General features: G+C 45.7%; 23 protein-coding genes. 12 read left to right on the top strand and 11 right to left on the bottom strand.

All coding sequences use genetic code 11. The features are described from left to right. Position 1: 1 nt before the first annotated feature. Positions 2-769 carry a TatD family hydrolase gene (locus IRJ18_RS00565; RefSeq protein ID WP_194104254.1) on the top strand — a complete coding sequence of 256 codons (768 nt, stop codon included), beginning with the start codon at positions 2-4 and terminating at the stop codon, positions 767-769. A gap of 52 nt (positions 770-821) precedes the next feature. Next, positions 822-1,844: an asparaginase gene (locus tag IRJ18_RS00560; protein ID WP_194106602.1), complete on the top strand. Its 1,023-nt coding sequence runs from the start codon at positions 822-824 to the stop codon at positions 1,842-1,844. 1 nt (position 1,845) lies between these two features. Here the strand turns inward: IRJ18_RS00560 and IRJ18_RS00555 are convergent, their stop codons facing one another. The 5 genes from IRJ18_RS00555 to IRJ18_RS00535 all read right to left on the bottom strand — a co-directional run bounded on the left by IRJ18_RS00555 (position 1,846) and on the right by IRJ18_RS00535 (position 6,154). Beyond that, positions 1,846-2,322: a nucleoside deaminase gene (locus tag IRJ18_RS00555; protein WP_194104253.1), complete on the bottom strand. Its 477-nt coding sequence runs from the start codon at positions 2,320-2,322 to the stop codon at positions 1,846-1,848. Further along, the gene (locus IRJ18_RS00550; protein WP_194104252.1) at positions 2,319-2,702 is read right to left on the bottom strand and encodes an SdpI family protein; all 384 of its coding nucleotides are present in this window, start codon (positions 2,700-2,702) and stop codon (positions 2,319-2,321) included. Before IRJ18_RS00550 ends, IRJ18_RS00555 begins: the two co-directional genes overlap by 4 nt. Position 2,703: 1 nt before the next feature. Then, a complete protein-coding gene (locus IRJ18_RS00545) occupies positions 2,704-3,039 on the bottom strand; it encodes a tRNA-binding protein (protein WP_194104251.1) in 336 nt (111 codons plus the stop codon). Continuing rightward, positions 3,039-3,431: a DUF4476 domain-containing protein gene (locus IRJ18_RS00540; protein WP_194104250.1), complete on the bottom strand. Its 393-nt coding sequence runs from the start codon at positions 3,429-3,431 to the stop codon at positions 3,039-3,041. The genes IRJ18_RS00545 and IRJ18_RS00540 overlap by 1 nt, the downstream gene beginning before the upstream one ends. 128 nt (positions 3,432-3,559) lie before the next feature. Next, positions 3,560-6,154, bottom strand: a complete 2,595-nt coding sequence (locus tag IRJ18_RS00535) for a ligase-associated DNA damage response DEXH box helicase (protein ID WP_194104249.1) — start codon at positions 6,152-6,154, stop codon at positions 3,560-3,562. A gap of 176 nt (positions 6,155-6,330) precedes the next feature. On the opposite strand from IRJ18_RS00535, the gene IRJ18_RS00530 reads away from it, so the two are divergent. After that, positions 6,331-6,792, top strand: a complete 462-nt coding sequence (locus IRJ18_RS00530) for a hypothetical protein (protein ID WP_194104248.1) — start codon at positions 6,331-6,333, stop codon at positions 6,790-6,792. 39 nt (positions 6,793-6,831) lie between these two features. Beyond that, positions 6,832-7,086 carry a DUF3820 family protein gene (locus IRJ18_RS00525; protein ID WP_194104247.1) on the top strand — a complete coding sequence of 85 codons (255 nt, stop codon included), beginning with the start codon at positions 6,832-6,834 and terminating at the stop codon, positions 7,084-7,086. A 157-nt stretch (positions 7,087-7,243) separates the two neighbouring features. Here the strand turns inward: IRJ18_RS00525 and IRJ18_RS00520 are convergent, their stop codons facing one another. Then, positions 7,244-10,105, bottom strand: a complete 2,862-nt coding sequence (locus IRJ18_RS00520; RefSeq protein WP_194104246.1) for a M16 family metallopeptidase — start codon at positions 10,103-10,105, stop codon at positions 7,244-7,246. Positions 10,106-10,226: 121 nt separating this feature from the next. Then, positions 10,227-11,675 (bottom strand): ligand-binding sensor domain-containing protein, encoded by a 1,449-nt coding sequence (locus IRJ18_RS00515; protein ID WP_194104245.1) that lies wholly within the window; start codon positions 11,673-11,675, stop codon positions 10,227-10,229. Positions 11,676-11,902: 227 nt separating this feature from the next. Here IRJ18_RS00515 and moaA point away from each other — a divergent pair, with 227 nt between their 5' ends. The 5 genes from moaA to IRJ18_RS00490 all read left to right on the top strand — a co-directional run bounded on the left by moaA (position 11,903) and on the right by IRJ18_RS00490 (position 16,881). Then, positions 11,903-12,892, top strand: coding sequence for a GTP 3',8-cyclase MoaA (gene moaA, locus IRJ18_RS00510; protein WP_194104244.1), 990 nt, complete (start codon positions 11,903-11,905; stop codon positions 12,890-12,892). Positions 12,893-12,897: 5 nt separating this feature from the next. Continuing rightward, a complete protein-coding gene (locus IRJ18_RS00505) occupies positions 12,898-14,094 on the top strand; it encodes a molybdopterin molybdotransferase MoeA (protein ID WP_194104243.1) in 1,197 nt (398 codons plus the stop codon). Between the two features lie 108 nt (positions 14,095-14,202). Further along, a complete protein-coding gene (gene moaC, locus IRJ18_RS00500; RefSeq protein WP_194104242.1) occupies positions 14,203-14,676 on the top strand; it encodes a cyclic pyranopterin monophosphate synthase MoaC in 474 nt (157 codons plus the stop codon). Then, positions 14,657-15,829 carry an NTP transferase domain-containing protein gene (locus IRJ18_RS21185; protein WP_194104241.1) on the top strand — a complete coding sequence of 391 codons (1,173 nt, stop codon included), beginning with the start codon at positions 14,657-14,659 and terminating at the stop codon, positions 15,827-15,829. The genes moaC and IRJ18_RS21185 overlap by 20 nt, the downstream gene beginning before the upstream one ends. Then, complete coding sequence (locus IRJ18_RS00490; RefSeq protein WP_194104240.1) at positions 15,829-16,881, top strand: HesA/MoeB/ThiF family protein; 1,053 nt, start codon at positions 15,829-15,831, stop codon at positions 16,879-16,881. The genes IRJ18_RS21185 and IRJ18_RS00490 overlap by 1 nt, the downstream gene beginning before the upstream one ends. 3 nt (positions 16,882-16,884) lie before the next feature. On the opposite strand, the gene IRJ18_RS00485 is transcribed toward IRJ18_RS00490, so the two are convergent. Then, the gene (locus IRJ18_RS00485; RefSeq protein WP_228072462.1) at positions 16,885-17,304 is read right to left on the bottom strand and encodes a molybdenum cofactor biosynthesis protein MoaE; all 420 of its coding nucleotides are present in this window, start codon (positions 17,302-17,304) and stop codon (positions 16,885-16,887) included. Positions 17,305-17,416: 112 nt separating this feature from the next. After that, positions 17,417-17,659: a MoaD/ThiS family protein gene (locus tag IRJ18_RS00480; RefSeq protein WP_194104239.1), complete on the bottom strand. Its 243-nt coding sequence runs from the start codon at positions 17,657-17,659 to the stop codon at positions 17,417-17,419. A 59-nt stretch (positions 17,660-17,718) separates the two neighbouring features. Between IRJ18_RS00480 and dctA the strand changes: the two genes are divergently transcribed. From dctA to sucD, 3 genes are all read left to right on the top strand, one after another. Further along, entirely contained in the window at positions 17,719-18,957 is a 1,239-nt protein-coding gene (gene dctA / locus IRJ18_RS00475; protein WP_194104238.1) for a C4-dicarboxylate transporter DctA, read from the top strand. A 12-nt stretch (positions 18,958-18,969) separates the two neighbouring features. Then, the gene (locus tag IRJ18_RS00470; protein ID WP_194104237.1) at positions 18,970-19,419 is read left to right on the top strand and encodes a hypothetical protein; all 450 of its coding nucleotides are present in this window, start codon (positions 18,970-18,972) and stop codon (positions 19,417-19,419) included. Between the two features lie 268 nt (positions 19,420-19,687). Then, positions 19,688-20,563 (top strand): succinate--CoA ligase subunit alpha, encoded by an 876-nt coding sequence (gene sucD, locus IRJ18_RS00465; RefSeq protein ID WP_194104236.1) that lies wholly within the window; start codon positions 19,688-19,690, stop codon positions 20,561-20,563. A gap of 176 nt (positions 20,564-20,739) precedes the next feature. On the opposite strand, the gene IRJ18_RS00460 is transcribed toward sucD, so the two are convergent. Beyond that, positions 20,740-21,489, bottom strand: a complete 750-nt coding sequence (locus tag IRJ18_RS00460) for an RluA family pseudouridine synthase (protein ID WP_194104235.1) — start codon at positions 21,487-21,489, stop codon at positions 20,740-20,742. A 104-nt stretch (positions 21,490-21,593) separates the two neighbouring features. After that, complete coding sequence (panB, locus tag IRJ18_RS00455) at positions 21,594-22,409, bottom strand: 3-methyl-2-oxobutanoate hydroxymethyltransferase (protein WP_194104234.1); 816 nt, start codon at positions 22,407-22,409, stop codon at positions 21,594-21,596. Between the last annotated feature and the right edge of the window lie 114 nt (positions 22,410-22,523).

The following is a 22,523-nucleotide window of genomic DNA, read 5'->3' as shown; positions in this document are numbered from 1 at the left end:
CATGGTATTAACCGATACACATACGCACCAATACTACGAAACCGATGCCGAAAAGCGCGCCGAACTAATGCGCCGTTGCTTTGAGAACGACGTTACCCGTTTGTTTTTGCCTAATGTGGATGCGGCATCGATCCCTATGGTAATGGGCCTTGCGACAGAGTACCCGGAAAACTGTTTCCCTATGCTTGGCCTGCACCCCTGCGATGTAAAGGACGACTGGCAGCAGCAATTGGATACTATTAGTGCTGCTATCCCCAACCAGAAAATATATGCCATTGGCGAAATTGGGATAGACCTTTACTGGGATAAAACTACGCTTGATAAGCAGATTGAAGCATTTAAAATACAAATAGGCTGGGCCAAAGCCAATCAGCTGCCTATAGTTATTCACTGTCGTGATGCTTTTAACGAAGTGTACGAGGTTTTGCTACAGGAACAGGACCAACACCTGCGCGGCATATTTCATTGCTTTAGCGGGACGCTTGAGCAGGCTAATAAGATTATAGACTTAGGCTTTTACCTGGGTATTGGCGGGGTGGTAACCTATAAAAATGGCGGCCTTGATAAAGTAGTACAGGAAATTGACCTTAAGCATATCGTTTTAGAAACTGATTCTCCTTATCTTACGCCCGTCCCTTATCGTGGTAAACGTAACGAAAGCTCGTACCTGGTATATGTGGCGCAAAAGGTTGCTGAATTGCATAATACCGATATGGAAACCGTTGCTGAAATTACCACGGCAAATTCAAAAACAGTTTTTGGTATATAGGGCACATTTTAATTAAAGAAAGTATTTTATATTTATGGCAAACGAAAACTCCATGTGCCAGATACTGATCATATATACCGGGGGAACTATTGGTATGATGAGCGACCCGAAAACAAAGGTGCTCAGGCCTATCAATTTTGAGCAGATAATGGAGAATGTTCCTGAACTGGAACGCCTGAATTGCCGTATTAAGGTACACTCCTTTGCCGAGATCATCGATTCATCGAACATGAACCCTACCATTTGGGGCGAACTGGCCGGATTGATAGAAAAAAATTACGACAAGGTAGATGGCTTTGTGATACTGCATGGATCGGATACGATGTCGTTTACCGCATCGGCATTAAGTTTTATGCTGGAGAATTTGGCTAAACCCGTAATATTCACCGGCTCACAGCTGCCTATCGGTTCCATCCGCACCGATGCCAAAGAAAATCTGATGACGGCTATTGAAATAGCCAAAGCCAAAAAGAACGATAAGGCCCGCGTGCCCGAAGTTTGTATATATTTTGATTATAAGCTGTTCCGCGCTAACCGTTCGTTCAAATACAACTCTGTAAAATTCGAGGCGTTCCGTTCACCTAACTATCCTATCCTGGCCGAATCGGGCGTGCACATGCGCTATAGTATAAACGATATCCGCCAGCCTAAAGAAGATGGAGGACTGATTGTACATAATAACCTGGTTAACGAAGTGGCCGTGTTGAAACTGTACCCGGGGATTAGTCCGAAAGTAGTGGAGAATATTGTGAATGCCGATGTACGGGGCATAATTATGGAAACCTTTGGCGCCGGCAATACCACTACCGACCAATGGTTTGTTGATCTGCTGAAGAACGCTATCGATTCGGGCAAGGTGATCCTGGATATTTCGCAATGTAAAGTAGGTACGGTTGAGCTTGGCCGTTACGAGACCAGTAAGCAGTTGAAGGATATTGGGGTGGCTAACGGTTATGATATGACCTACGAGGCGGCCGTTACCAAAATGATGTACCTGCTGGGCCAAAGCGACGACCCCAAGCAGATAAAGGAATGGCTGGAAACCGATTTGCGCGGGGAATTGACGGTTTCTTAAATTATCCTTTCAATCGTTTTTTTCTAAAAAAATCTTTTACTAATTCCGAGCACTCCGCTTCGCGGATCCCACCGGTAATAATAGTTTTGGGGTGGGTTATCTTTTGGTTTAACCTGCCAAAGCCCAGCCGGGCATCATAAGCGCCAAAAACAATTTTTCCTATCTGGAACCAATAGCTGGCACCGGCGCACATTACGCAAGGCTCCATGGTAACATAAAGCGTGCAATCTTTTAAATATTTACCACCAATATAATTAGCAGCAGCGGTTAACGCCTGCATTTCGGCATGGGCCGATACATCGGTTAAACGTTCCGTTAAATTATGCCCCCGGCCAATAATTTTTCCCTGGCATACCACAATAGCACCAATAGGTATTTCATCTTCGGTTAAGGCAAGTTTGGCCTCGCGCAGGGCTTCGGCCATAAAAAAATCGTCGGGCGATATCGTATCCTCGCCATCAAAACTCACATATCTCATTCTTTATTCTTTTCAAAAGTTTTTTCCAGGTGCCGCTCTGTCGATGTCAGCATAATAATGGCGCTGCCCATAGCTGCAGCCAATATCATTAAATAAGTTAGCGCGAATTTTATCTTTGGGGGCATGGGTATAACCTGAAACAAAAAGGTAAGTGCAAACCCCGCCACCAGCAATATGAACCCTGTTTTTACCATCACCCTGGCCGAATACCGGTTAGCCTCATCCCATGTTTCTTGGTTTTTCATAGCAGCGGGTGTACGGTAGCCGTAATAGTTGTTGATCTTTTTAGGCGGATAGGTTTTTTGGATATAACCGGCAATAATGAACACCACCCCAATCAATTGGGGGCCAATTATCCATTGTGCAACGCCTTCGCCCATTTTAAATTAATTTGCTGCCATTAGGCACGGGTTTATCAATAGTCGAAAGGACGATATCGCCGTGTGCATCGGCAAAACCAGTCACCAAAAATTCCGACATAAAATTAGCGATTTGCTTTTTAGGGAAGTTAGTTACGCCGATAATTTGCCGGCCTATCAACTCTTCTTTAGTATAATGCTTAGTAATTTGCGCGCTGGACCAGCGAATGCCGTATCCGCCAAAATCAACCCTGAGCTTATAAGCTGGTTTGCGTGCTTCAGGAAAGTCCAGCACTTCCAAAACAGTGCCGGCCCGTAGTTCAACCTTCTCAAAATCATGCCAGGTAATCAAGTCCATTATCTACCACCTTGTTTTTTTATATAATCGTTTAACGCCTTTTGGGCAGTTGTTGTGTTTAAATTGTACTGGATCTTAGCGTAGTTCTTATAATCTACCGACCATGCATACAGGAATTTAGCACATTGCAGTTTGGAATCGTCGTTTGAAAACTGGTTAAGCAGGCGCAGTTCCTGGTTAACGGTAAGGCCATCGGTGTTGTTTTTAACGGCGCCCTGTATAATACTTAGCTTGCCATCATCGCCATACTGGTTTTTCATGGCTTTTAGTATATCGTTCACAAACATATCGGGCATGGCCTGTGCCGGGTGAGCCGGCTTCTTAGTTTGGGCGCCGGCGGCAATGCAGATAACGTTTAATACAATAACAAACAGGACGATTATTTTATTCATGTTATTTGATTAACGCAATAAAAATATAAAATTAATCATCATTTTAAGCGTAGGAAAGTAGCTCAAAAATTGGGGTTATAGATTGCTAACTTGGCATCTTCGCTATGTTAAGCATAACGCGGTGATAACTAAAACCCTTTTTTCCGCACTAACTTCGTCGAAAACTTTTTCTCTTCGCCGCCTTCGCGGGACTTGGTTTTCACGCCTTCAGCGCCGTACTGTCGCGCCATTTTGGCCACGCGTTCTTCCAGGGTTTCGGTCGTAAGTTTTTCACGGCCCAGGCTGTCAACCATTATAGGGAAGGCAAACGGCGTAGGCCGTTCAATTTGTTTCAGGATAATAGTTTGCTTACTAATGCGCTGCAAGGCCTCCCGCAAACGAAACTCCTCTAACTGAAAAGCCAGGGCTTCGTTATAAGCCTGGCGCACCAGCAGGTTATCGGGTTCATATTCGTTAAACACTTCAAATAACAACGAAGTGGATGCCTGCAAATGTTTGTTTTTTATGGTTTGCCCCGGGTAACCGGTAAAAACCAATCCGCCTATATGCGCAATATCGCGGAAACGGCGGCGGGCCATTTCGTTAGCGTTCAAGCTGCTTTGAATGTCATCCAGCAGGTTATGGATGCTAAACAGGTCGTCAGTTTCCAGGGCAGCTTCAATGGGGATCTGTTCGTCGGTTAACAGTTCAAATCCATAATCATTCATGGCGATGGAATAGCTGGCGCTTTTTATTTTGGAAATCCGATAGGCCAACAGCGACGCCATTCCTTCGTGCACCAACCGGCCCTCAAATGGATAGAACAACAAATGGTGGCCATCACGCGAATAAAACGACTCGATCATAAACTCGTGGCTTTGCGGCAGATGCGAGAGGCGCTTTTGCAGTTCAAACAGGGGTTTCAGCGCAATAACCTCCTCGTCTTTTTCAACACCGTGCGCTACCTCATCCAGCTTATCGCGAAACACTGCGGATAATTGCGACGATAAAGGCATCCTGCCCCCTGCCCAGCTTGGGATAATACCTTTTTTAGCATTCGATTTTTTGACATAGGCCGTCATCTCCTTCACTTTAACAAATTCAAGGCTACGCCCCGCAAACCAAAATACGTTGCCGGGTTTTAGCTTGGAAATGAAACCTTCTTCAATTGTCCCCAAGCTGCCGCCACTCAACCAGCTTACCCGCAGGCTCAGTTCGCTGGTGATGGTGCCAATACTTAACCGATGACGCATAGCCACCCGGCGACTGTTTACTTTATAAAGCCCATTTTCTATCTCAACCTTCAAAAACTCATCGTAAGCGGCCAGGGTTTTACCGCCATTGGTAATAAATTCCAGCAGTTTGCCAAACTCATCGCGCCGTAAATCTGCAAAAGCGAAGGTTGATTTTACTTCGGAATATAATTCTTCGGCGCGAAAACCATCGGATACCGCCAGCGTGACCATGTACTGGATCAGCACATCCATCGCCAGCAAAACAGGGTCGCGGCTTTCAAACACACCGTTTTTAATCGCCTGCTTTAATGCCGCGCCCTCTAATAGTTCCAGCGAATGCGTGGGCACAAAATAGGCCAGCGAGGTATCACCCGGGCGGTGACCACTCCGGCCCGCCCGCTGCATAAAACGGGCAACACCTTTTGGGCTGCCTACCTGTACAATGGTATCTACCGGACGAAAATCGACGCCCAAATCCAGACTGGAAGTGCATACCACCACCTTTAATGCCTCGGCATGCAAGGCCTGTTCAACCCAATTACGCAGTTCGTTATCCAACGAGCCATGGTGCATGGCCATAATACCGGCATACTCAGGGTAATTATCTAAAATGGCGTGGTACCATATCTCCGATTGTGAACGCGTGTTGCAAAAGATCAGTGTGGTTTTGCTTTTGGCCACTATCTCCATTACCTGCGGCAGCAGCTTTATCCCAATATGCCCCGACCACGAGTAGCTTTCAATATCCTCGGGGATGACCGATTTGATCACCAGTTTTTTATCTACCAAAGCACGTACCATTTTCACCTGGTCGGGCGGAAAGGTGTTACCCAATAAAACTTCAGCAGCTTGCTCCAGGTTACCGATGGTGGCACTGATGCCCCATATTTTGAGTCTTAAGCTCTGAGCCTTAAGTTCTGAGTCGACCGACTTTTTACTTTCGACTTCCGACTTCGGGCTGAGCGCGCGGAGGCGCGAAAGCCCCAACTCGACCTGTACGCCGCGCTTGGTGCCCAGCAATTCGTGCCACTCATCGCAAACCACCACTTCTAAGCTGTTAAATATCTTTGGATATTCTTTTTGGGCCAGCATTAAGTGAAGGCTTTCGGGGGTGGTGAGCAATACTTCGGGCAGTTTGGTTTTTAAGGCCGCCTTTTGCGCGGCCGATGTATCCCCCGTACGGGTCATTACCTGCCAGGGCAGGTCAAGATCGGTACACACTTCCTGCATAGCCTTGCGGATGTCATTAGTGAGTGCACGCAATGGTGTTATCCAAAGCATCAGTAAGCCGTTGTTTTTGCGGGTGAGGTAAGTGTCGGGGTATTTGTTAATATACGATTCCAAAAAAGGCAGAAACAGCGCGAAGGTTTTACCGCTGCCGGTAGGCGCGTTCAGCAAACCCGAATAGCCGCCAAGGTAAGCCGCTTCCATTTCTTTTTGAAAAGGAAACTGCTCCCAGTTTTTTTTTCGGTACCATTCGCGGATGACCTGCTGCCCTATGCTATCCATGCTTCAAAAACAAAAGATTGCCGATTTAGTTATTTTCAAATCAGCGAACTAAAAATATGATTAAATACGGCTTTTGGCTAATGCTTATTTGTTTTGATGTGGCTTGCAGCCAACCAGCCAAAAAGAAATCTGTGGCCCAATGTTACACGCCCGGGACTAAACACATACCAATAGATATGATGATAACCCCCGGTGGCGGCATAGGGAAGATAACTATTGGCGAGAATGCCGATAGTGTTGTAAAGGTATTAGGCAAACCCGATAGCAGCGACGCCGCCATGGGTTCGCAGCTGATGACCTGGTATGATAAACATAACGCTAAAACTTATCAGATAAACGTATTCAGCCATCATAACATGGGGGCAACGGACGAAAATATTGCCCGGGTTAAAGCGATCAGGATAACATCGCCAGCGTTTAGTACTTCAGAAATGATACATGTGGGGACTCCGTTTGGGGAGTTGCAGAAATATTTTTCGTTACGAAAGATAACATCAACCAGTAAAAAAGAAATCAGCGTTTATAATGACCAAAAAAACGGGATCGCTTTTGAAGTGGCTAAGAACAATAGCTGCACCGCCATTATTGTATTTGCCCGCGATGGTGGCTCGATAACCTATTTAAACATTGGACAGTGACCCTATAAGTTGTGGATCGATAGCGCTATATTTATCTCCGTGGAAAATATACAGCCCGACCCGAAGATCCTGATAGATATTGTACAAACCCGTATGCCTTATGGCAAGTACAAAGGCACCATTATAGCCGATCTGCCGGTGTATTACCTGGAATGGATGTCCAGCAAAGGTTTTACAAAAGACAAAATGGGCATGCTGCTGTCTACCGCCTTCGAGATAAAAACCAATGGATTGAGCGAGATATTATTTAAGCTAAAAAAAGCGCTCGATCAACAAAACAACAGGCGATATTAAACAAATTAATCGTTAGGCTGAGCCGCAGCGAAGCATCCCCTACTTGCTAAGCCGCTTTGCTTATTTGTGATCCTTCGCTGCCGCTCAGGATAACGTGCTGTTATAAAACAAAAACACCCCTGGCATACCAGGGGTGTTTTTGCTAAAATGAGAGGGTTTACTTCTTCTCGGGATACGATATCAGCTTGATCAGGTTTACGCCGCTTAAATATTTATTAGCAGCATCTTTGGTGCTTTGCACGGTTACCTGGTTCAAATCATCCACATGTTTTAAAATGGCATCAGGGTTTTCCTGGTTCTGGCTCGATTTTACCAGCAGGCTTGCCCAAAAACCGTTCTCGCGCATTTGCACTTCGGTGCTGCGTTTTTCTTCAGCCTGGTATTTTTTAATGTCGGTTTCCTGGGCACCATTTTGTTTTATCTTCTCTATCTCTTCCATCGTAGCTTTAATCAGCTTATCTACATTAGCCGGAGCACAGGTAAATACTACAGTAATGCTGTAACGGCTTAAAGGGAATTTAGAATACCCTGCCTGTACACCCGGCGAATAGACACCGCCTTCTTTTTCACGCAGGCGCTCTATCAGCTTAATATTCATAATTTCTTCCAGCGCGTCTAACTGTACTTTGTTTGCTTCAGTATAATCAAAGTCGCCGCTAAATACTAAACGCACATTGCTTTTATCGCCAATGCCTTTATAAACCTCTTTAGTCAACTGACCGGCAGGCGCATGGATCCCCAGGTTTTTGAAAGTTTCCTTATGGCCCGCAGCAGGTAAGCCACCCAGGTATTTCTCTAATAACGGTTTGATCTTCTCTACATCAAAGTTGCCTACAAAAGTGAAGGTAAACCCGCTGGCATCGGCAAAACGGGCTTTGTAAAACTCGTATGCCTTATCCAGGCTGGCAGTATTCAAGCGTTCTAACGTAAGCGGCATACGGCGATAATGGTGGTTACCTAAAACTGCCGACACCGTATCAGCGTAAACAGCGGCAGGGTCAAGACTGCGGTTAGGTAAGATAGCTTTGGTTTGCGATATCTGCGATTGCCAGATATCGTTATCCTTGCGTGGTTGGGTAAAATACAGGTAAACCAGTTGCAAGGCTGTTTCCAGGTCTTTTGGCGAACTGCTGCCAGAAATCCCCTGGGTGGTTTCGGTAATAAACGGCGATACGCTTACATTCTTGCCACTTAATTTTTTGCCCAGTTGTATCTCGGTCATATCGGCAATACCGCTGCTGCCCACAATACCTGCCGCAATATTGGCCGATACATAATCGCGGTCGCTAACTAATGATGTACCGCCAAAGCTGTAGCCGTTCATTAGTATCTGGTCGTTTTTAAAGTCGGTAGGCTTTAATATCACTTTTACGCCGTTGGCTAAGGTTAGCGTGGTGGTACCAATAGCGGCGTCCTTAGTTTCACTGGTAATTTTACTGCCTGCAGGTTCTTTTTCCAGCAAGGGTTTATTGCTTACATTATCTACATAAGCAGTAATATTTTTACCGCCTGCGTTTATCCAGTTTAATAGTGTTTGTTCGGTTGGCAGCTTAGCTTTGTCTTTTTCGGGGCCTTCTACTATTACTACGCGGTTCTGATTGCTAATGAACTTACCAGCCATAGCATTTATCTCATCCAGCTTAATATTGCCGATATGGTTTTTATAAAAACCATATTCAAACTCAATACCCGGGATAGCCTCGTCCTCTAAAAAGTTTTGCTGATACTCCTGTACAAAGTTTACAGACTTGGTTTTATCCCTTTCCTTGTAGGCGTTTTCCATATTGGTTAAGGCATTTTGTTTTGCCCTTTCTAACTCAGTTTCGGTAAAGCCAAATTTATGCGCGCGTTCCACCTCATCTAAAACAGCTTTTATAGCGCCTTGCAGCTGGTCGGCAGACTTCGCATAAGCAACGGTAGTAAATGCATCCTGATCGGCCAGAAAATCGGAATAACCCGCTTGCGCGAACAAGAACGGTGGTTCCGGTTTTTGCATCAGTTCGCTCAGGCGCGCGTTCATCATATCATTAAATAAACTAACGCGCATGCTGCGCAGGTAATCGGTTTCGGTGCGCACCGTGGTTTGCGGATGTTTCACCACAATTTGCACCATGGTATAAGGAAATTCCTTATCGGTCACAATTTTTACCGCGGTGCCTGGTGTGGCCGGTACATTATATTTTAACCTTGGTTTTTCCTGCGCCGGGTTTTTCAAGCCCGAGAAGTTTTCCTTGATCAGTTGTTCCACACGTTTCGGGTCGAAATCGCCTACGGCAATAACAGCCTGAAGATCGGGACGGTACCAATCATGGAAGAAACTTTTAATGGTTTCAGGCTTAAAAGTTTTTAAAATATCTTCCTTACCAATTGGCATACGCGATGCGTAGCGCGAGTTATTTAACAGCACGGGTATGGTTTGGCGTTGCAAACGCTCAGATGCGTTTTTACCACGCAGGCGCGACTCTTCCAATACAACGCCACGCTCACTGTCAATTTCTTTCGGATCAAAAGTCAATCCGCCTGCCCAATTCGCTAAAATGTTGAAGCCTTTTTCAAACAGCTTAACACTATCGGTTGGTAAAGGCAGCTGATAAACCGTTTCATCAAAAGATGTATAAGCATTCAAATCGGCGCCAAACTTAACCCCCGATTTTTGAAGATAATCCACCAGTTCGTTTTTAGGGAAATCGCGGGTGCCATTAAAGGCCATATGTTCGGTAAAGTGGGCCAGCCCCTGCTGGGCATCTGTCTCTAAAATTGAGCCCGCTTTGTTCACCAGGTAAAGTTCGGCCCGGTTTTTAGGCTGCGCATTTTTACGGATATAATAAGTTAATCCGTTTGGCAGTTTGCCAATAATCACATTCGGGTCAACCGGCAGTACATCGCCGCGTAGCTGCAATGTCGGGTTCAGCGGTCTGTCGGGCGCTGGGGTAGGTTTACGTTTAACCTGGGCAAAAGCGCCGCTGGTGGCTATAAGAAAAGCCAAAGCCGCTACAGAAATTTTCCTGTTAAAATTCATATATGGATAATAAAAGATATGTTACTAAGATGCGAATTGAACGCGTTAGTTACAACGGCAGGCGCAGGTTAAATATTTTGTGATGATTTTGGCCTGTAAGCATAAAAAAATAACGCAAATGCTATTTTTTAACTAAGCGAAACATGCCATTGGTGGTAGCCCCATATATTACGCCTTTTGAATCCTGGGCTATTTGTACCACGTTGGGGCCGGGTATAGCCGAATTGTTATGGGTGTAGTCCTCCCAGCCATCCTTCAAGTCAAAACGTACCAGGCCGGCTTTTTGAGTGCCTATCCATAAAGCGTTTTCAAATTTATCGTACAGGATGTTGTTTACCTGGTTTGCCGGCAGCCCCGAATTCTTATCGTTATAGTGCAGCCATTTACCATCAGCCGTCATTATTGCAATGCCTTCCTCGTCGTTATCTCCCGTCGGCTTTTTGCAGGCAGTCATGGTAAAATACATATTGCCCTTATCGTCCTCAATAACGTTGGTAATGCAGGTATTATTAAGCGGTGAGTTGGACTTATTAAATTCAATAACCTTTTGTTTTTTATCCATCATTATACTGCCCCGGTCGGTACCCATCCATAAGCGCCCCCGGGTATCGTAATAAGCATACAGCACGTTGTCCGATGGTAGTTGCCATATTAGTTTACTATCCACTAACCTTACTTTGCCATTACGCACTATCAACAGCCCTTTGCTGCTAGGAAAGAAAAGCTCACCCGTTTTAGCAGCCACAATGCGGTAAGGCTTGGGTATACCCAAATGCACCGAATCAAACACCTTCCAACCCTCCTTATTACACATGTATACCGCGTGGTTGGCATACATCCATATATTTTTTTCTTTATCCTGCACCATATCTTTTACCGAAGTGGTAGCCGTAAATGGCGAATTAAATTCGTTTACAGGTAAAAAGATACTGCCATCAAAGCGGGTTAACCCCTGCGATGTGGCATACCACAGCACATTGGTATCATCAACCAGGCAAGCCTGGCCTATGTTATCGGGCAGGGGCGAGTTATACCTGTTCCACGATGTAAAATCGTATGTTTTTATAGATGGATTGGTATATTGGTATTGTTTGTTGTAAACAATAGGGTTATCGGGGGCTTTTAGTTCGGCCAAATCCATCCGCTGCATTTTGCCCGATATTTTGCCGTTGGCAATTGTGAATACTACGTTAACCGAAGCATCAACCGGTTTACCATCAACAATGGCCGGTTTCCAAAGACAAGTGTTTAAGGCTATCACCAATTCGGCACTTAACTGGCTTTTGGTAACATCGGTATGACTGAGCACACAGCTAAAACGGTTGGCGTTAACCAATACCTGGAAGGTTATACTGCCCGAACCGCCGTTAAAATTAAAGCGGCGATTGATCTTATCGTTAATAGTGGATAAGGTGAAAGAATCGCACGTAGCTTTCGGTGTGCCGCAATCCATACAATATTTGCTGGGCGTACAGGCGTCCATTTTTTGAGGGAATAAATTTTGCGCGAAACCCCCGGCTGCAGATAAAGTAAATAAGAAAAAGACGAGCGACAGGCTACGGATATTCATTAGGGGCATATTTAGCGCTAATATGACAATCTGTTTAGTTAAATTAAAATTCCCATGGCATAAATCAGCAAACGATAAAATGATTTAATAATTGTACAGGTAAGCAAATTGTTGCAAAGTCAAACTAAAGTCCTATCTCATCATTATTTGCAAATGTAAACATTACAAGCTTTACCTTTAAGTCACAAATAAGCGGTTTATTTGTAATTAATATTTAATATATCAAATTGCTGACAGATAATCACGGCCGAAAAATAACTTATCTGCGCCTGGCAGTAACCGACAGGTGTAACCTGCGCTGCTTTTATTGTATGCCCGAAGAGGGCATCAACTGGCTGGGCCGTGCCGAATTATTAAGTTACGAGGAAATGCTGCGCGTATGCAGTCTGCTGGTTAGCATGGGGATCGAAAAGATCCGCATTACCGGCGGCGAACCATTTGTGCGCAAGGATATGATGGCTTTGCTTAACGCATTAGCCGGAATTGATGGCCTTAAAGAGATCAGCATGACGACCAACGGTGTGCTGACCGCGCCATATATCCCCGAATTAAAAAGCTTAGGCATTAAATCGGTTAATTTAAGTTTAGATACGCTGGATGCCGGCAGGTTTTTCAGCATTACCCGCCGCGATGAATTTGCAGCCGTAATGCATACGCTTGATGAATTGCTGAAGCATGATATGGAAGTGAAGATAAATGCCGTGGTAATGGATGGCCGGAATATAGAGGATATTGTACCGCTGGCCAATCTGACAAAAAACCTTCCCATAGGTATGCGTTTTATTGAGGAAATGCCCTTCAATGGCGATAGCCACATCTACAAGGGATTAGCCTGGGACCACCTGCGCATACTGGAACATATCCGCGAAAGCTACCCTGAAATTCATAAAGTGAAGGATGCGCCATATTCCACCTCATATAATTATCATATCCCCGGCCACCAGGGCAGCATAGGGATCATTGCGGCTTACTCGCGCACCTTTTGCGGTACTTGTAACCGTATCCGTTTAACACCCGAAGGGGAATTAAAAACCTGCTTATACGAGGGCGATGGCTTAAATGTGAAAAACCTTTTACGGCGGGGAATAGGCGATGCCGAACTACAGCAGGTATTAACCAATGTGATTGGCCATAGGGCCAAAGATGGTTGGGAGGCTGAAGCAGAGCGAAAAGCGAGCGACCCCGCACATGAATCAATGGCATCAATAGGAGGATAACGCGAATGACCACCGTAGAACAAGCAGCATATATTATCCAAAACCAAATTCGCGATTATGGAACGGAAACGGTCCCTTTCGATCGGTCAGCAGGACGGGTATTGGCCGAAGATATTTATGCCGATCGCGATATGCCGCCCTTTAACAGGGTGACTATGGATGGCATCGCTATCAGTTATTCGGCTTTTGCCGATGGGTTGCGCTCGTTTCACGTAAGCGGCATCCAAGCCGCGGGCGATAAACCGTTGCATATTACCGATACCAGCCATTGTATTGAGATTATGACCGGCGCGGTATTACCTGATACGCTGGACACTGTAATACGCTATGAAGACGTACTGATTACCGGAAGCGATGCCGAAATAATTATTGATACCGTTAAGCAAGGACAGAACATCCATGCCAAAGGCCGCGATAAGCGGTATGGCGATGTGGTAGTCACAAGCGGGCAATTGATAACCCCGGCTATCATTAGCGTTATTGCTTCGGTTGGAAAAACACAGGTGCTGGTAAAAAAACAACCGCGTGTCGTCATTATCCCCTCGGGAGATGAACTGGTAGATGTACATGAAACACCTGCGCCTTACCAGATCAGAAAATCAAATAACCATACTATAAATGCCGTATTGCAACAGCATGGTTGCGCTGCGGATATGGTGCATATCGCGGATGATGAAGCAGTAACCCGGACAGAGATTACCCGGTGCTTAAAAAGCTACGATGTCATTTTGCTGTCGGGCGGCGTTTCCATGGGTAAGTTCGATTATATCCCGCAGGCTTTGCAGCAAGTGGGTGTAGCCAAACTGTTCTATAAAGTACAGCAACGGCCGGGCAAACCATTTTGGTTTGGTGTGAACGATCAGGGCGTGCTGGTGTTCGCCTTTCCCGGTAACCCGGTAGCTACATTTATGTGCCTGCACCGTTACTTTTTACCGTGGCTAAATGCAACTGTTGGTTTGGATAAGAAGAATGAAATGTATGCGGCGCTGTCCGAAGATTTTTACTTTGAGCCCGACCTGCAATACTTTTTACAGGTAAAAACAACGCTGACTGCCGATGCCCGTCTGATCGCATCGCCCTTAATGGGTAATGGTTCAGGCGATTTTGCTAACTTAGCAGATACGGACGCGTTTTTGGAATTACCGGCTGACAGAAGCGAATTTGAAGCCGGAGAGGTATTCAGGCTATGGCCGTTTAAATAAAACAACATGTCATTTCGACCAACGGGAGAAATCTTATACGTGCGATAGGTATTAACGTATAAGATTTCTCCTCGTTCCTCGTTCGAAATGACAAGCTTAAAATATACCATGAGCTTAACTCATATAAACGAACAAGGCAAACCCACCATGGTTAACGTTGGTGAAAAAGCGGTAACCCTCCGCACGGCCACCGCGCGCAGTATTGTGGTTTTGCCTGATGAAGTATTACAGCAGTTAACCGGTGGCGACCTGCAAACCAAAAAAGGCTCGGTATTCCAGGTTGCAATAATAGCCGGTATTATGGCCGCTAAAAAAACCGGGGAACTGATACCGCTGTGCCATCCGCTGGGATTAGATAATTGCGATATACAAATAGGCTTGAACGATGCGCAGGAAGTGGTGGTTGACTGTACAGCCAGCCTTACCGCTAAAACGGGCGTAGAAATGGAAGCTTTGGTAGGCGCCAGTATAGCCGCACTTACTATTTACGATATGTGCAAAGCCATGAGTCATGATATTGTAATAAAAGAGACCAAACTAATGGCCAAAACGGGAGGGAAACGTGACTTTAAAAGAGGGTAAACATAAAAAGCACACCGCGCTTATCCGCCCCGATCTTGGCCAATTTGGCCGGAACGAGTGGGCAATTGTTGGCGCACCTTGTGATGATATTAAAGCATTGGCGGCACAAGTGATAACCGCCTTATCCGCGAATGCAAAAATAGCTTATGTAGACGCCCGGCACAGGGATGAACCAGCGCATGCATCGGCACCACTTACCGCCGGGGCTGATTTGGAATATATTACTAAACCGGGCGGACAGCAACTGAACTATTCGGGAGAGTTTAATAATTTTCAGAACCGGATTTTGTTTAACAATGCCGACCTGATCCTGATCAACGGCAACCATCATCCGGGGAAAAAACAAGTGGTCATTATCGACAGCCGCAAAAAAGCATCGCTGCAAAAACGGGTAGGCCAACTCACCAATATTGGTTTAATATTATTTGCCGAGGGTGAAACCGAGATTTTTGATTTCATAAAAGGGGCTATTCCCAATTGGCAAGCAATTCCGGTAGAAAATTTAAAAGAAACGGAGAAAATCGCTAAATTCTTCCAAAACGAATTAAAAAACGCAAAGCCCGAATTGTATGGTTTAGTATTGGCCGGGGGCAAAAGCGAACGCATGGGAAAAGACAAAGGCAGCATCAACTGGCATGGCAAAGACCAGCGCTATTACATAGCCGACCTGCTGAAAAGCTATACTGACAGCGTCTATATCTCCTGTCGTGCAGATCAGCAACAGGAAGTTGACCCATTGTACCAAACCCTGCCTGATACCTTTACAGGGATGGGTCCTTTTGGGGCTATCCTTTCAGCATTTCGCGAACAGCCTGAAAAAGCCTGGCTGGTTGTAGCGTGCGATTTACCGCTGCTGGATAAGGACACTTTGGATTACCTTGTCAATCAGCGTGATACATCGGCTATTGCCACCGCTTTTAAAAACTCCTACGATGGTTTCCCCGAGCCGCTGATAACCATTTGGGAACCTAAAAGTTACCCCGTTTTACTGTCGTTTTTGGCGCAGGGATATTCCTGTCCGCGCAAGGTTTTAATCAATAGCCCTATAAATATACTACAAGCGCCGAACCCCGAAGCCCTTACCAATGTAAACACGCCCGAGGAAAAGGACAGGGTACAAAGCATTTTACAAAAGAGATCAATTACCGCCTGATGGATATTTCCCGTTACAGTTGTCAGATTGCTTTGCCCGGGTTTGGCAGGCAAGCCCAGCAGCGTTTGCAGAAGGCTAAAGTGCTGATAGTAGGTATGGGCGGCCTGGGTTGCCCTGCGGCGCAGTATCTGGCAGCAGCGGGTATAGGCACATTAGGATTAGCCGATAATGATATTATTAGTATAAGCAACCTGCACCGGCAAATTTTATATACACCGGCAGATGCGGGATTGGAGAAAGTTGCAGTAGCAGCAGCGAGATTGCAAGCGCAAAATACTGATATTCACGTTATAGTACACGACGTAAAAGTTACTGCTGAAAATGCAATGGCGTTGTTTGCCTTGTATGATGTGATTTTAGATGGTACCGATAATTTTGAAACGCGCTATTTGCTGAACGATGCGGCAGTATTATCGGGCAAGCCGCTCATCTATGGGGCTATTTACCAGTTTGAAGGGCAGGTAGCCGTTTGGAATACCCCCAATCCCGATGGTACATACAGCCTTAATTACCGCGATCTGTATCCTGAAGTTGATGCAACCCAGGTGCCCAACTGCGCCGAAGGCGGCGTTATACCCACCCTTGCGGGGATAATTGGCTGCATGCAGGCTAATGAAGCTATAAAATATATCACCCAGACCGGTGAATTGCTGGCGGGTAAAATGCTGATACTGGATACACAAACCATGCAAAGCCGGATCATAAAGATAGGTTCGGTAACCAAAGCTAACATTACTAAATTGCCGCAAACCGTTGCCGCTCAAACCATATCTGTTGCCGATCTTAAGGCTGGGGTAACAGCGGGAACAATTGAATTAATTGATATCCGCGGAAGCGAAGAACATGAAGATTTTAACATCGGCGGCAGGCATATTCCGGCTTACAAACTGGAACGCAGTTTGGATAATTTCGATACTTCGAAAACAGTGGTTTTGTACTGTACAATAGGTAAACGCAGTGCCGATGCGGTTAGGAAGCTAAAGGAATTGAAGCCGGAGCTGAATGTGGTATCGCTGGAAGGTGGGGTAAAAGCTTGGGTGGATACCGAGTAACCATCACGGCGTAGCCGAAACCCAAACCTCACCATCTTCAAAAATTTCCTTTTTCCAGATAGGGACAGTCTGTTTCAGCGTATCAATAATGAACCGGCAGGCTTCAAAAGCCGCGTCGCGGTGGGCGGCGGCAACGGCAATAACTACCGGCACCTCGCCAACTTCCAAAACCCCGGTGCGGTGATGTAGGGCTATACGCTGGATGGGCCATTGCTGCAATGCCTTATCAGCCAGTTTCTGCATTTCGCTGAGGGCCATTTTCTCGTAAGCCTCAAACTCCAAACGCAGCACACGCTTGCCCTTGGTAGCATTGCGCACAGTACCAATAAACACGTCGATACCACCGCAATCGGGGGCCATAACCCAGTCTATACAGGATTGGATGTTCAATGGTTCGTTGGAAAGATGGATCTGTGTGTTCAAAATAAATACTTATAAGCGTTTGTCATTGCGAGAAGCGTAGCGACGCGGCAATCTCATAGTTTGATTTGCATTACGAGATTGCCGCGCTATCGCTCGCAATGACAAAATAATGTTACCCCCCGCTTACCGGCGGTATTACCGCAATTTCGTCGCGGACAGTTAATAGCAAAGCATCATTAGCATATTCATTATTCACCGCTAACAGGTACGATGCTAGTTGCTTCAACCGCGGGTAGCGCTGCTCAAGCACAGTTTTCAAATCGCGCGCGGTTGCCTGTTCGGGTAGGTCAACTTCAATAGCCGATGCCCCGAAAATATCTTTGGCAATGCCAAATGCCAGGATGCTTGCTTTCATACGGTAAATTTAGCACTAAGATATTTAACGCCATCTTTTTATTGTATTATTGTTATGCAATGAAAAAACTGCTCGGCAACCTCACCTTCCAGGTGCTAATCGCTATTGTATTGGGGGTAATAGTTGGCTATTACTTTAAAGGTTTTGGGCCAACAGCGCAAACCATTAGCAAGGTGTTTATTAATATGATCACCATGCTCATCGTCCCTATCATTTTCCTCACTATTGTGCTGGGTATTGCCGGCATGAACGATATGAAAAAGGTTGGCCGCGTAGGCGGCAAGGCGCTGCTGTACTTTGAATTGGTGACTACCTTTGCACTGTTAATAGGCTTAGTTGTGGCTAACGTTTTGCGCCCCGGCGACGGCGTAAACGCTAATGTACATGCCGATACTGCTAAGCTGGCCGAATACCAAAAGGCTGCAGCAGAAATGAAATGGGGCGATTTTTTTGCCCACATTGTTCCCGGGAACGTATTTGATGCATTTGCCAAAGGCGATGTTTTGCAGGTGTTGTTTTTTGCTATACTGTTTGGTTATGGACTGAGTAAATTGGGCGAAACAGGCAAACCGCTGATAGCGACATTTGACCGGTTATCGAAAGTGTTCTTCAACATTATGAAGGTAGTAATGAAGTTGGCCCCCGTTGGCGCTTTCGCGGGGATGGCTTATACCATCAGCAAGTACGGTGTGAAAACCCTGCAACCGCTGGCGGCTTTAATGGGATCGGTCTACCTCACCATGTTCCTTTTCATTTTTATAGTGCTGAACCTGATCTGTTACCTGTATAAATTCAGCCTGTGGCAATACCTGAAGTTTATTAAAGAGGAAATATTAATTGTGCTGGGCACCTCGTCGTCTGAACCCGTGTTGCCGGCCATGATGGAAAAGATGGAGCAGTTTGGCTGCAGCAAATCGGTAGTGGGGCTGGTAATCCCTACCGGCTATTCGTTTAACCTGGATGGCACAACCATTTATCTTTCCATGGCGGTTATATTCCTGGCGCAGGTTTTTAAAATTCCACTTTCGTGGGAACAGCAACTGGTAATTATCGGCATCCTGATGCTCACCTCGAAAGGCGCAGCAGCGGTGACCGGCGGCGGCTTCATTGTGCTGACTTCAACCCTTACCGCCATGAAACTGATCCCGGTTGAAGGGGTAGCCATATTGCTGGGTGTAGACCGGTTTATGTCGGAAGCGCGGGCAATTACAAATGTAATTGGCAACGGTATAGCAACGATAGTGATTGCGAAGAGTGAGAAGGAGTTTAACTCGCCGGCGATTGAAAGTACAGTTTAAAGTAGCAGAAGGATGGATTTTTTTGATGAGATAAATGGAATACAGTATTTGTTTTTGGTAAAAATTGAAGATTTACCAGCTAATAAATTAAGGATAACTGTTAAGGAAGCGACAATTAGCACTAAAGAAGATTATATAGACATAGCAGGGAAAAAGATTGGCCCGGTAAAAAAGATATCCCCAGATGGCGCAGGAAGAGTTTTTGAATTCTATTTCGAATCATATGGAGCTTACCATGTTATAAATGAAAGCTTCGCAACATTTAAAGATGATGAGGAATGGATAGGAAGATTGTTTTGCGTCTCTTCAAAATCGAGTTATCTTGATTATATCCATGCTACAACTTTAGTTGATTTTACTTACATCTATGAAGGTGATGAATTAAAACATTATTCCATCAACTGTCAGGATCATGTAATCAATATTGCTTCAATTAAGGGGCCTATTATAAGAAAGTTGTAACCACACCTACAACCTAAACCTGATAGTAGTGGAAAACCCGCACGGAGGAGGATTTGGAACGCATAGCAGGGCTGCCGTAACCGAAGTGTGCCGGACCATTCATTTTCAAAAGCAGGCTTAGTCTTCGATAACAAATGTAATATCGCCTTACTTCCGTGCGATGGCCGCGCTATGCCCGCAATGACAAACGAATATATAAACCGCGCAAATTCCTTTTGACATTCAGCGCAATAATATTAGCTTTGCGCAACAAATAACCAGATACATAATGAGTGTACTTGTAAATAAAAATTCTAAAGTAATTGTTCAGGGTTTTACCGGTAAAGAAGGTACTTACCACGCCGAGCAAATGATTGCTTACGGAACCCAGTTGGTTGGTGGTGTAACACCGGGCAAAGGTGGTCAGCAGCATTTGGACAGGCCCGTTTTTAACACCGTAAAGGATGCCGTTGATAAAACCGGCGCCGATGTATCTATCATATTTGTTCCGCCTCCGTTTGGTGCCGATGCTATTATGGAAGCCGCAGAGGCCGGAATTAAAGTTATTGTTTGTATCACCGAGGGTATCCCAACCAAGGATATGATTGCGGTTAAAGAATATTTAGTTGGTAAGGATGCACGCCTGATCGGTCCTAACTGCCCGGGCATTATCACTGCCGACGAGGCTAAAATTGGTATTATGCCGGGCTTTATCTTTAAAAAAGGTAATGTGGGTGTAGTTTCAAAATCGGGCACGTTGACTTACGAGGCTGTTGACCAGGTGGTTAAAGCTGGTTTAGGTATCACTACCGCTATCGGTATCGGCGGCGACCCAATTATAGGCACCCCAACCAAAGAAGCGGTTGAATTGCTGATGAACGACCCTGACACTCATGGTATCATCATGATCGGCGAGATTGGCGGCGGTATGGAAGCTGAAGCTGCCCGCTGGATAAAAGAACATGGTACTAAACCTGTGGTTGGCTTTATTGCCGGACAAACCGCGCCTCCGGGCCGCCGTATGGGTCACGCCGGTGCAATTGTTGGCGGTGCCGACGATACCGCTGCCGCGAAAATGAAAATCATGGCCGAATGCGGCATCCGCGTGGTAGAATCGCCTGCTGAAATTGGCGCTGCCATGGCTGAGGAATTGGCTAAGAAATAACCCCCTACCCCCCTGAAGGGGGAATAGGTATAAAATAGAAAGTCCCGTTTGTGTTGCAAGCGGGACTTTTTTGTTATTTAAAAATGTCATTTCGAACCGAAGGGAGAAATCTTATACAAGAAGCAGGTCGCATGCAGAAGATTTCTCCTCGTTCCTCGTTCGAAATGACATGATGGTTATTCCTTTATTTCGCTATCACTTACTGCCGGCATTAAATGTGCAAACTTATCCCAAAAACCATCTTTGGGTAGTGGCGCGGTTATTTCAACCGGTTCTTTTTTAATGGGGTGGATAAATTGCAGGCGGCGTGCGTGCAGACTGATGCTATTGTGCAAACTGCCGCGCGGGTAACCGTATTTGTTGTCGCCAACGATGGGACAGCCCAGTGATGCCAGTTGCACCCTGATCTGGTGCGAACGCCCGGTGATGGGGTTTACTTCAATTAAATAATAGCCATTTAATTCACCCGCCAGGCGATAGTGCAGTTCGCTGCGCAGGCTGCCTTTTACATCGTGCCCGTGGGCGGTGGTGACATTGTTTTTAGGGTTCTTTACCAGCCAGTGTACCAATTCGCCGTAAGGGGGTTCGGGGCGTTTGCGCACTATGGCAAAATAGGTTTTGCGCATTTGCCGTGTTTTAAATAACTCGTTCATGCGTTCAAGCGCCTTGCTGGTCTTGGCAAACAGAATAAGTCCGGTTACCGGCCTGTCCAGCCGATGAATTACCCCTAAAAAAGCGCCATTGGGTTTGTTGTATTTTTTAGCCAGATATTTTTTAACCTTTTCATCCAGGGGCTCATCGCCGGTATCATCCACCTGCACTATGTCGCCAGCACGCTTGTTAACGGCTATCAGGTGGTTGTCCTCGTATATAATATCATCGTCGGTAATATCGCCGCTGGGGGTGAATGGCAATCGTTGGCTCATGTTAATTTCGGAATTCGGATGCTCTATTCGGATTTATGAACTAAACACCGTAGGGATAAATTGTTTTAATCATTTGCACATCTGCATATCCGCTCATCTGCACATTAATATTGTTCCTTATCGTTGGGAAAATCGCTGGCTTTTACATCAGTTACGTAGCCTTTAATGGCATTGCTCATTACTTCATATAAATTAGCGTACTGGCGCAAAAATCGCGGTGTGAAGCCTTTATTAATGCCCAGCATATCGTGAATTACCAACACCTGCCCGCTGCAGTGCTGGCCCGCACCTATACCAATAGTTGGAATGACCAGGCTATCGGTAACTTCCTTAGCTAATGCTGCGGGTATTTTTTCCAGCACTATCCCAAAACAGCCCAGTTCCTGCAGCTTCAGCGCATCGCTTCTAAGCTTTTCAGCCTCGACGTCCTGTTTGGCCCTGACGGTATAAGTGCCGAATTTGTAAATGGATTGCGGGGTTAAACCCAGGTGACCCATTACCGGGATGCCTGCTGCTAATATCCGGCTGACCGATTCCGCTATTTCTACACCGCCCTCCAGCTTTACGCCGTGCGCTCCCGATTCTTTCATGATCCGGATAGCCGAGTTCAACGCCTCTTTTGAATTACCCTGGTATGAACCAAATGGTAGGTCGACTATGACCAGTGCGCGCTTAGCCGCCCGCACTACCGACGATGCATGATAGATCATCTGGTCCAATGTGATTGGCAAGGTGGTTTCATGCCCCGCCATTACGTTCGATGCCGAATCGCCAACCAATATCACATCTATACCCGCGTCATCTACTATAGTAGCCATCGAATAATCGTAGGCAGTAAGCATGGCAATTTTTTCGCCACGGTTTTTCATTTCCTGCAGGGTATGAGTGGTAATGCGTTTAACTTCTTTGTGTACAGACATGATTTTGCTGTTGATATATGGTGCAAAGGTGCAATTTTATGTGCAGATGTGCGTATATACAAATGTGCAAATAAATATAAATGTGCGGGAGGCGTAAACCGTTAACTTCACACC

The organism is Mucilaginibacter boryungensis (genome assembly GCF_015221995.1).
GTDB classification, from domain to species: domain Bacteria; phylum Bacteroidota; class Bacteroidia; order Sphingobacteriales; family Sphingobacteriaceae; genus Mucilaginibacter; species Mucilaginibacter boryungensis.
Note: the sequence above shows the minus strand (reverse complement) of the source record. Positions and strands in the feature narration are given on the sequence as shown.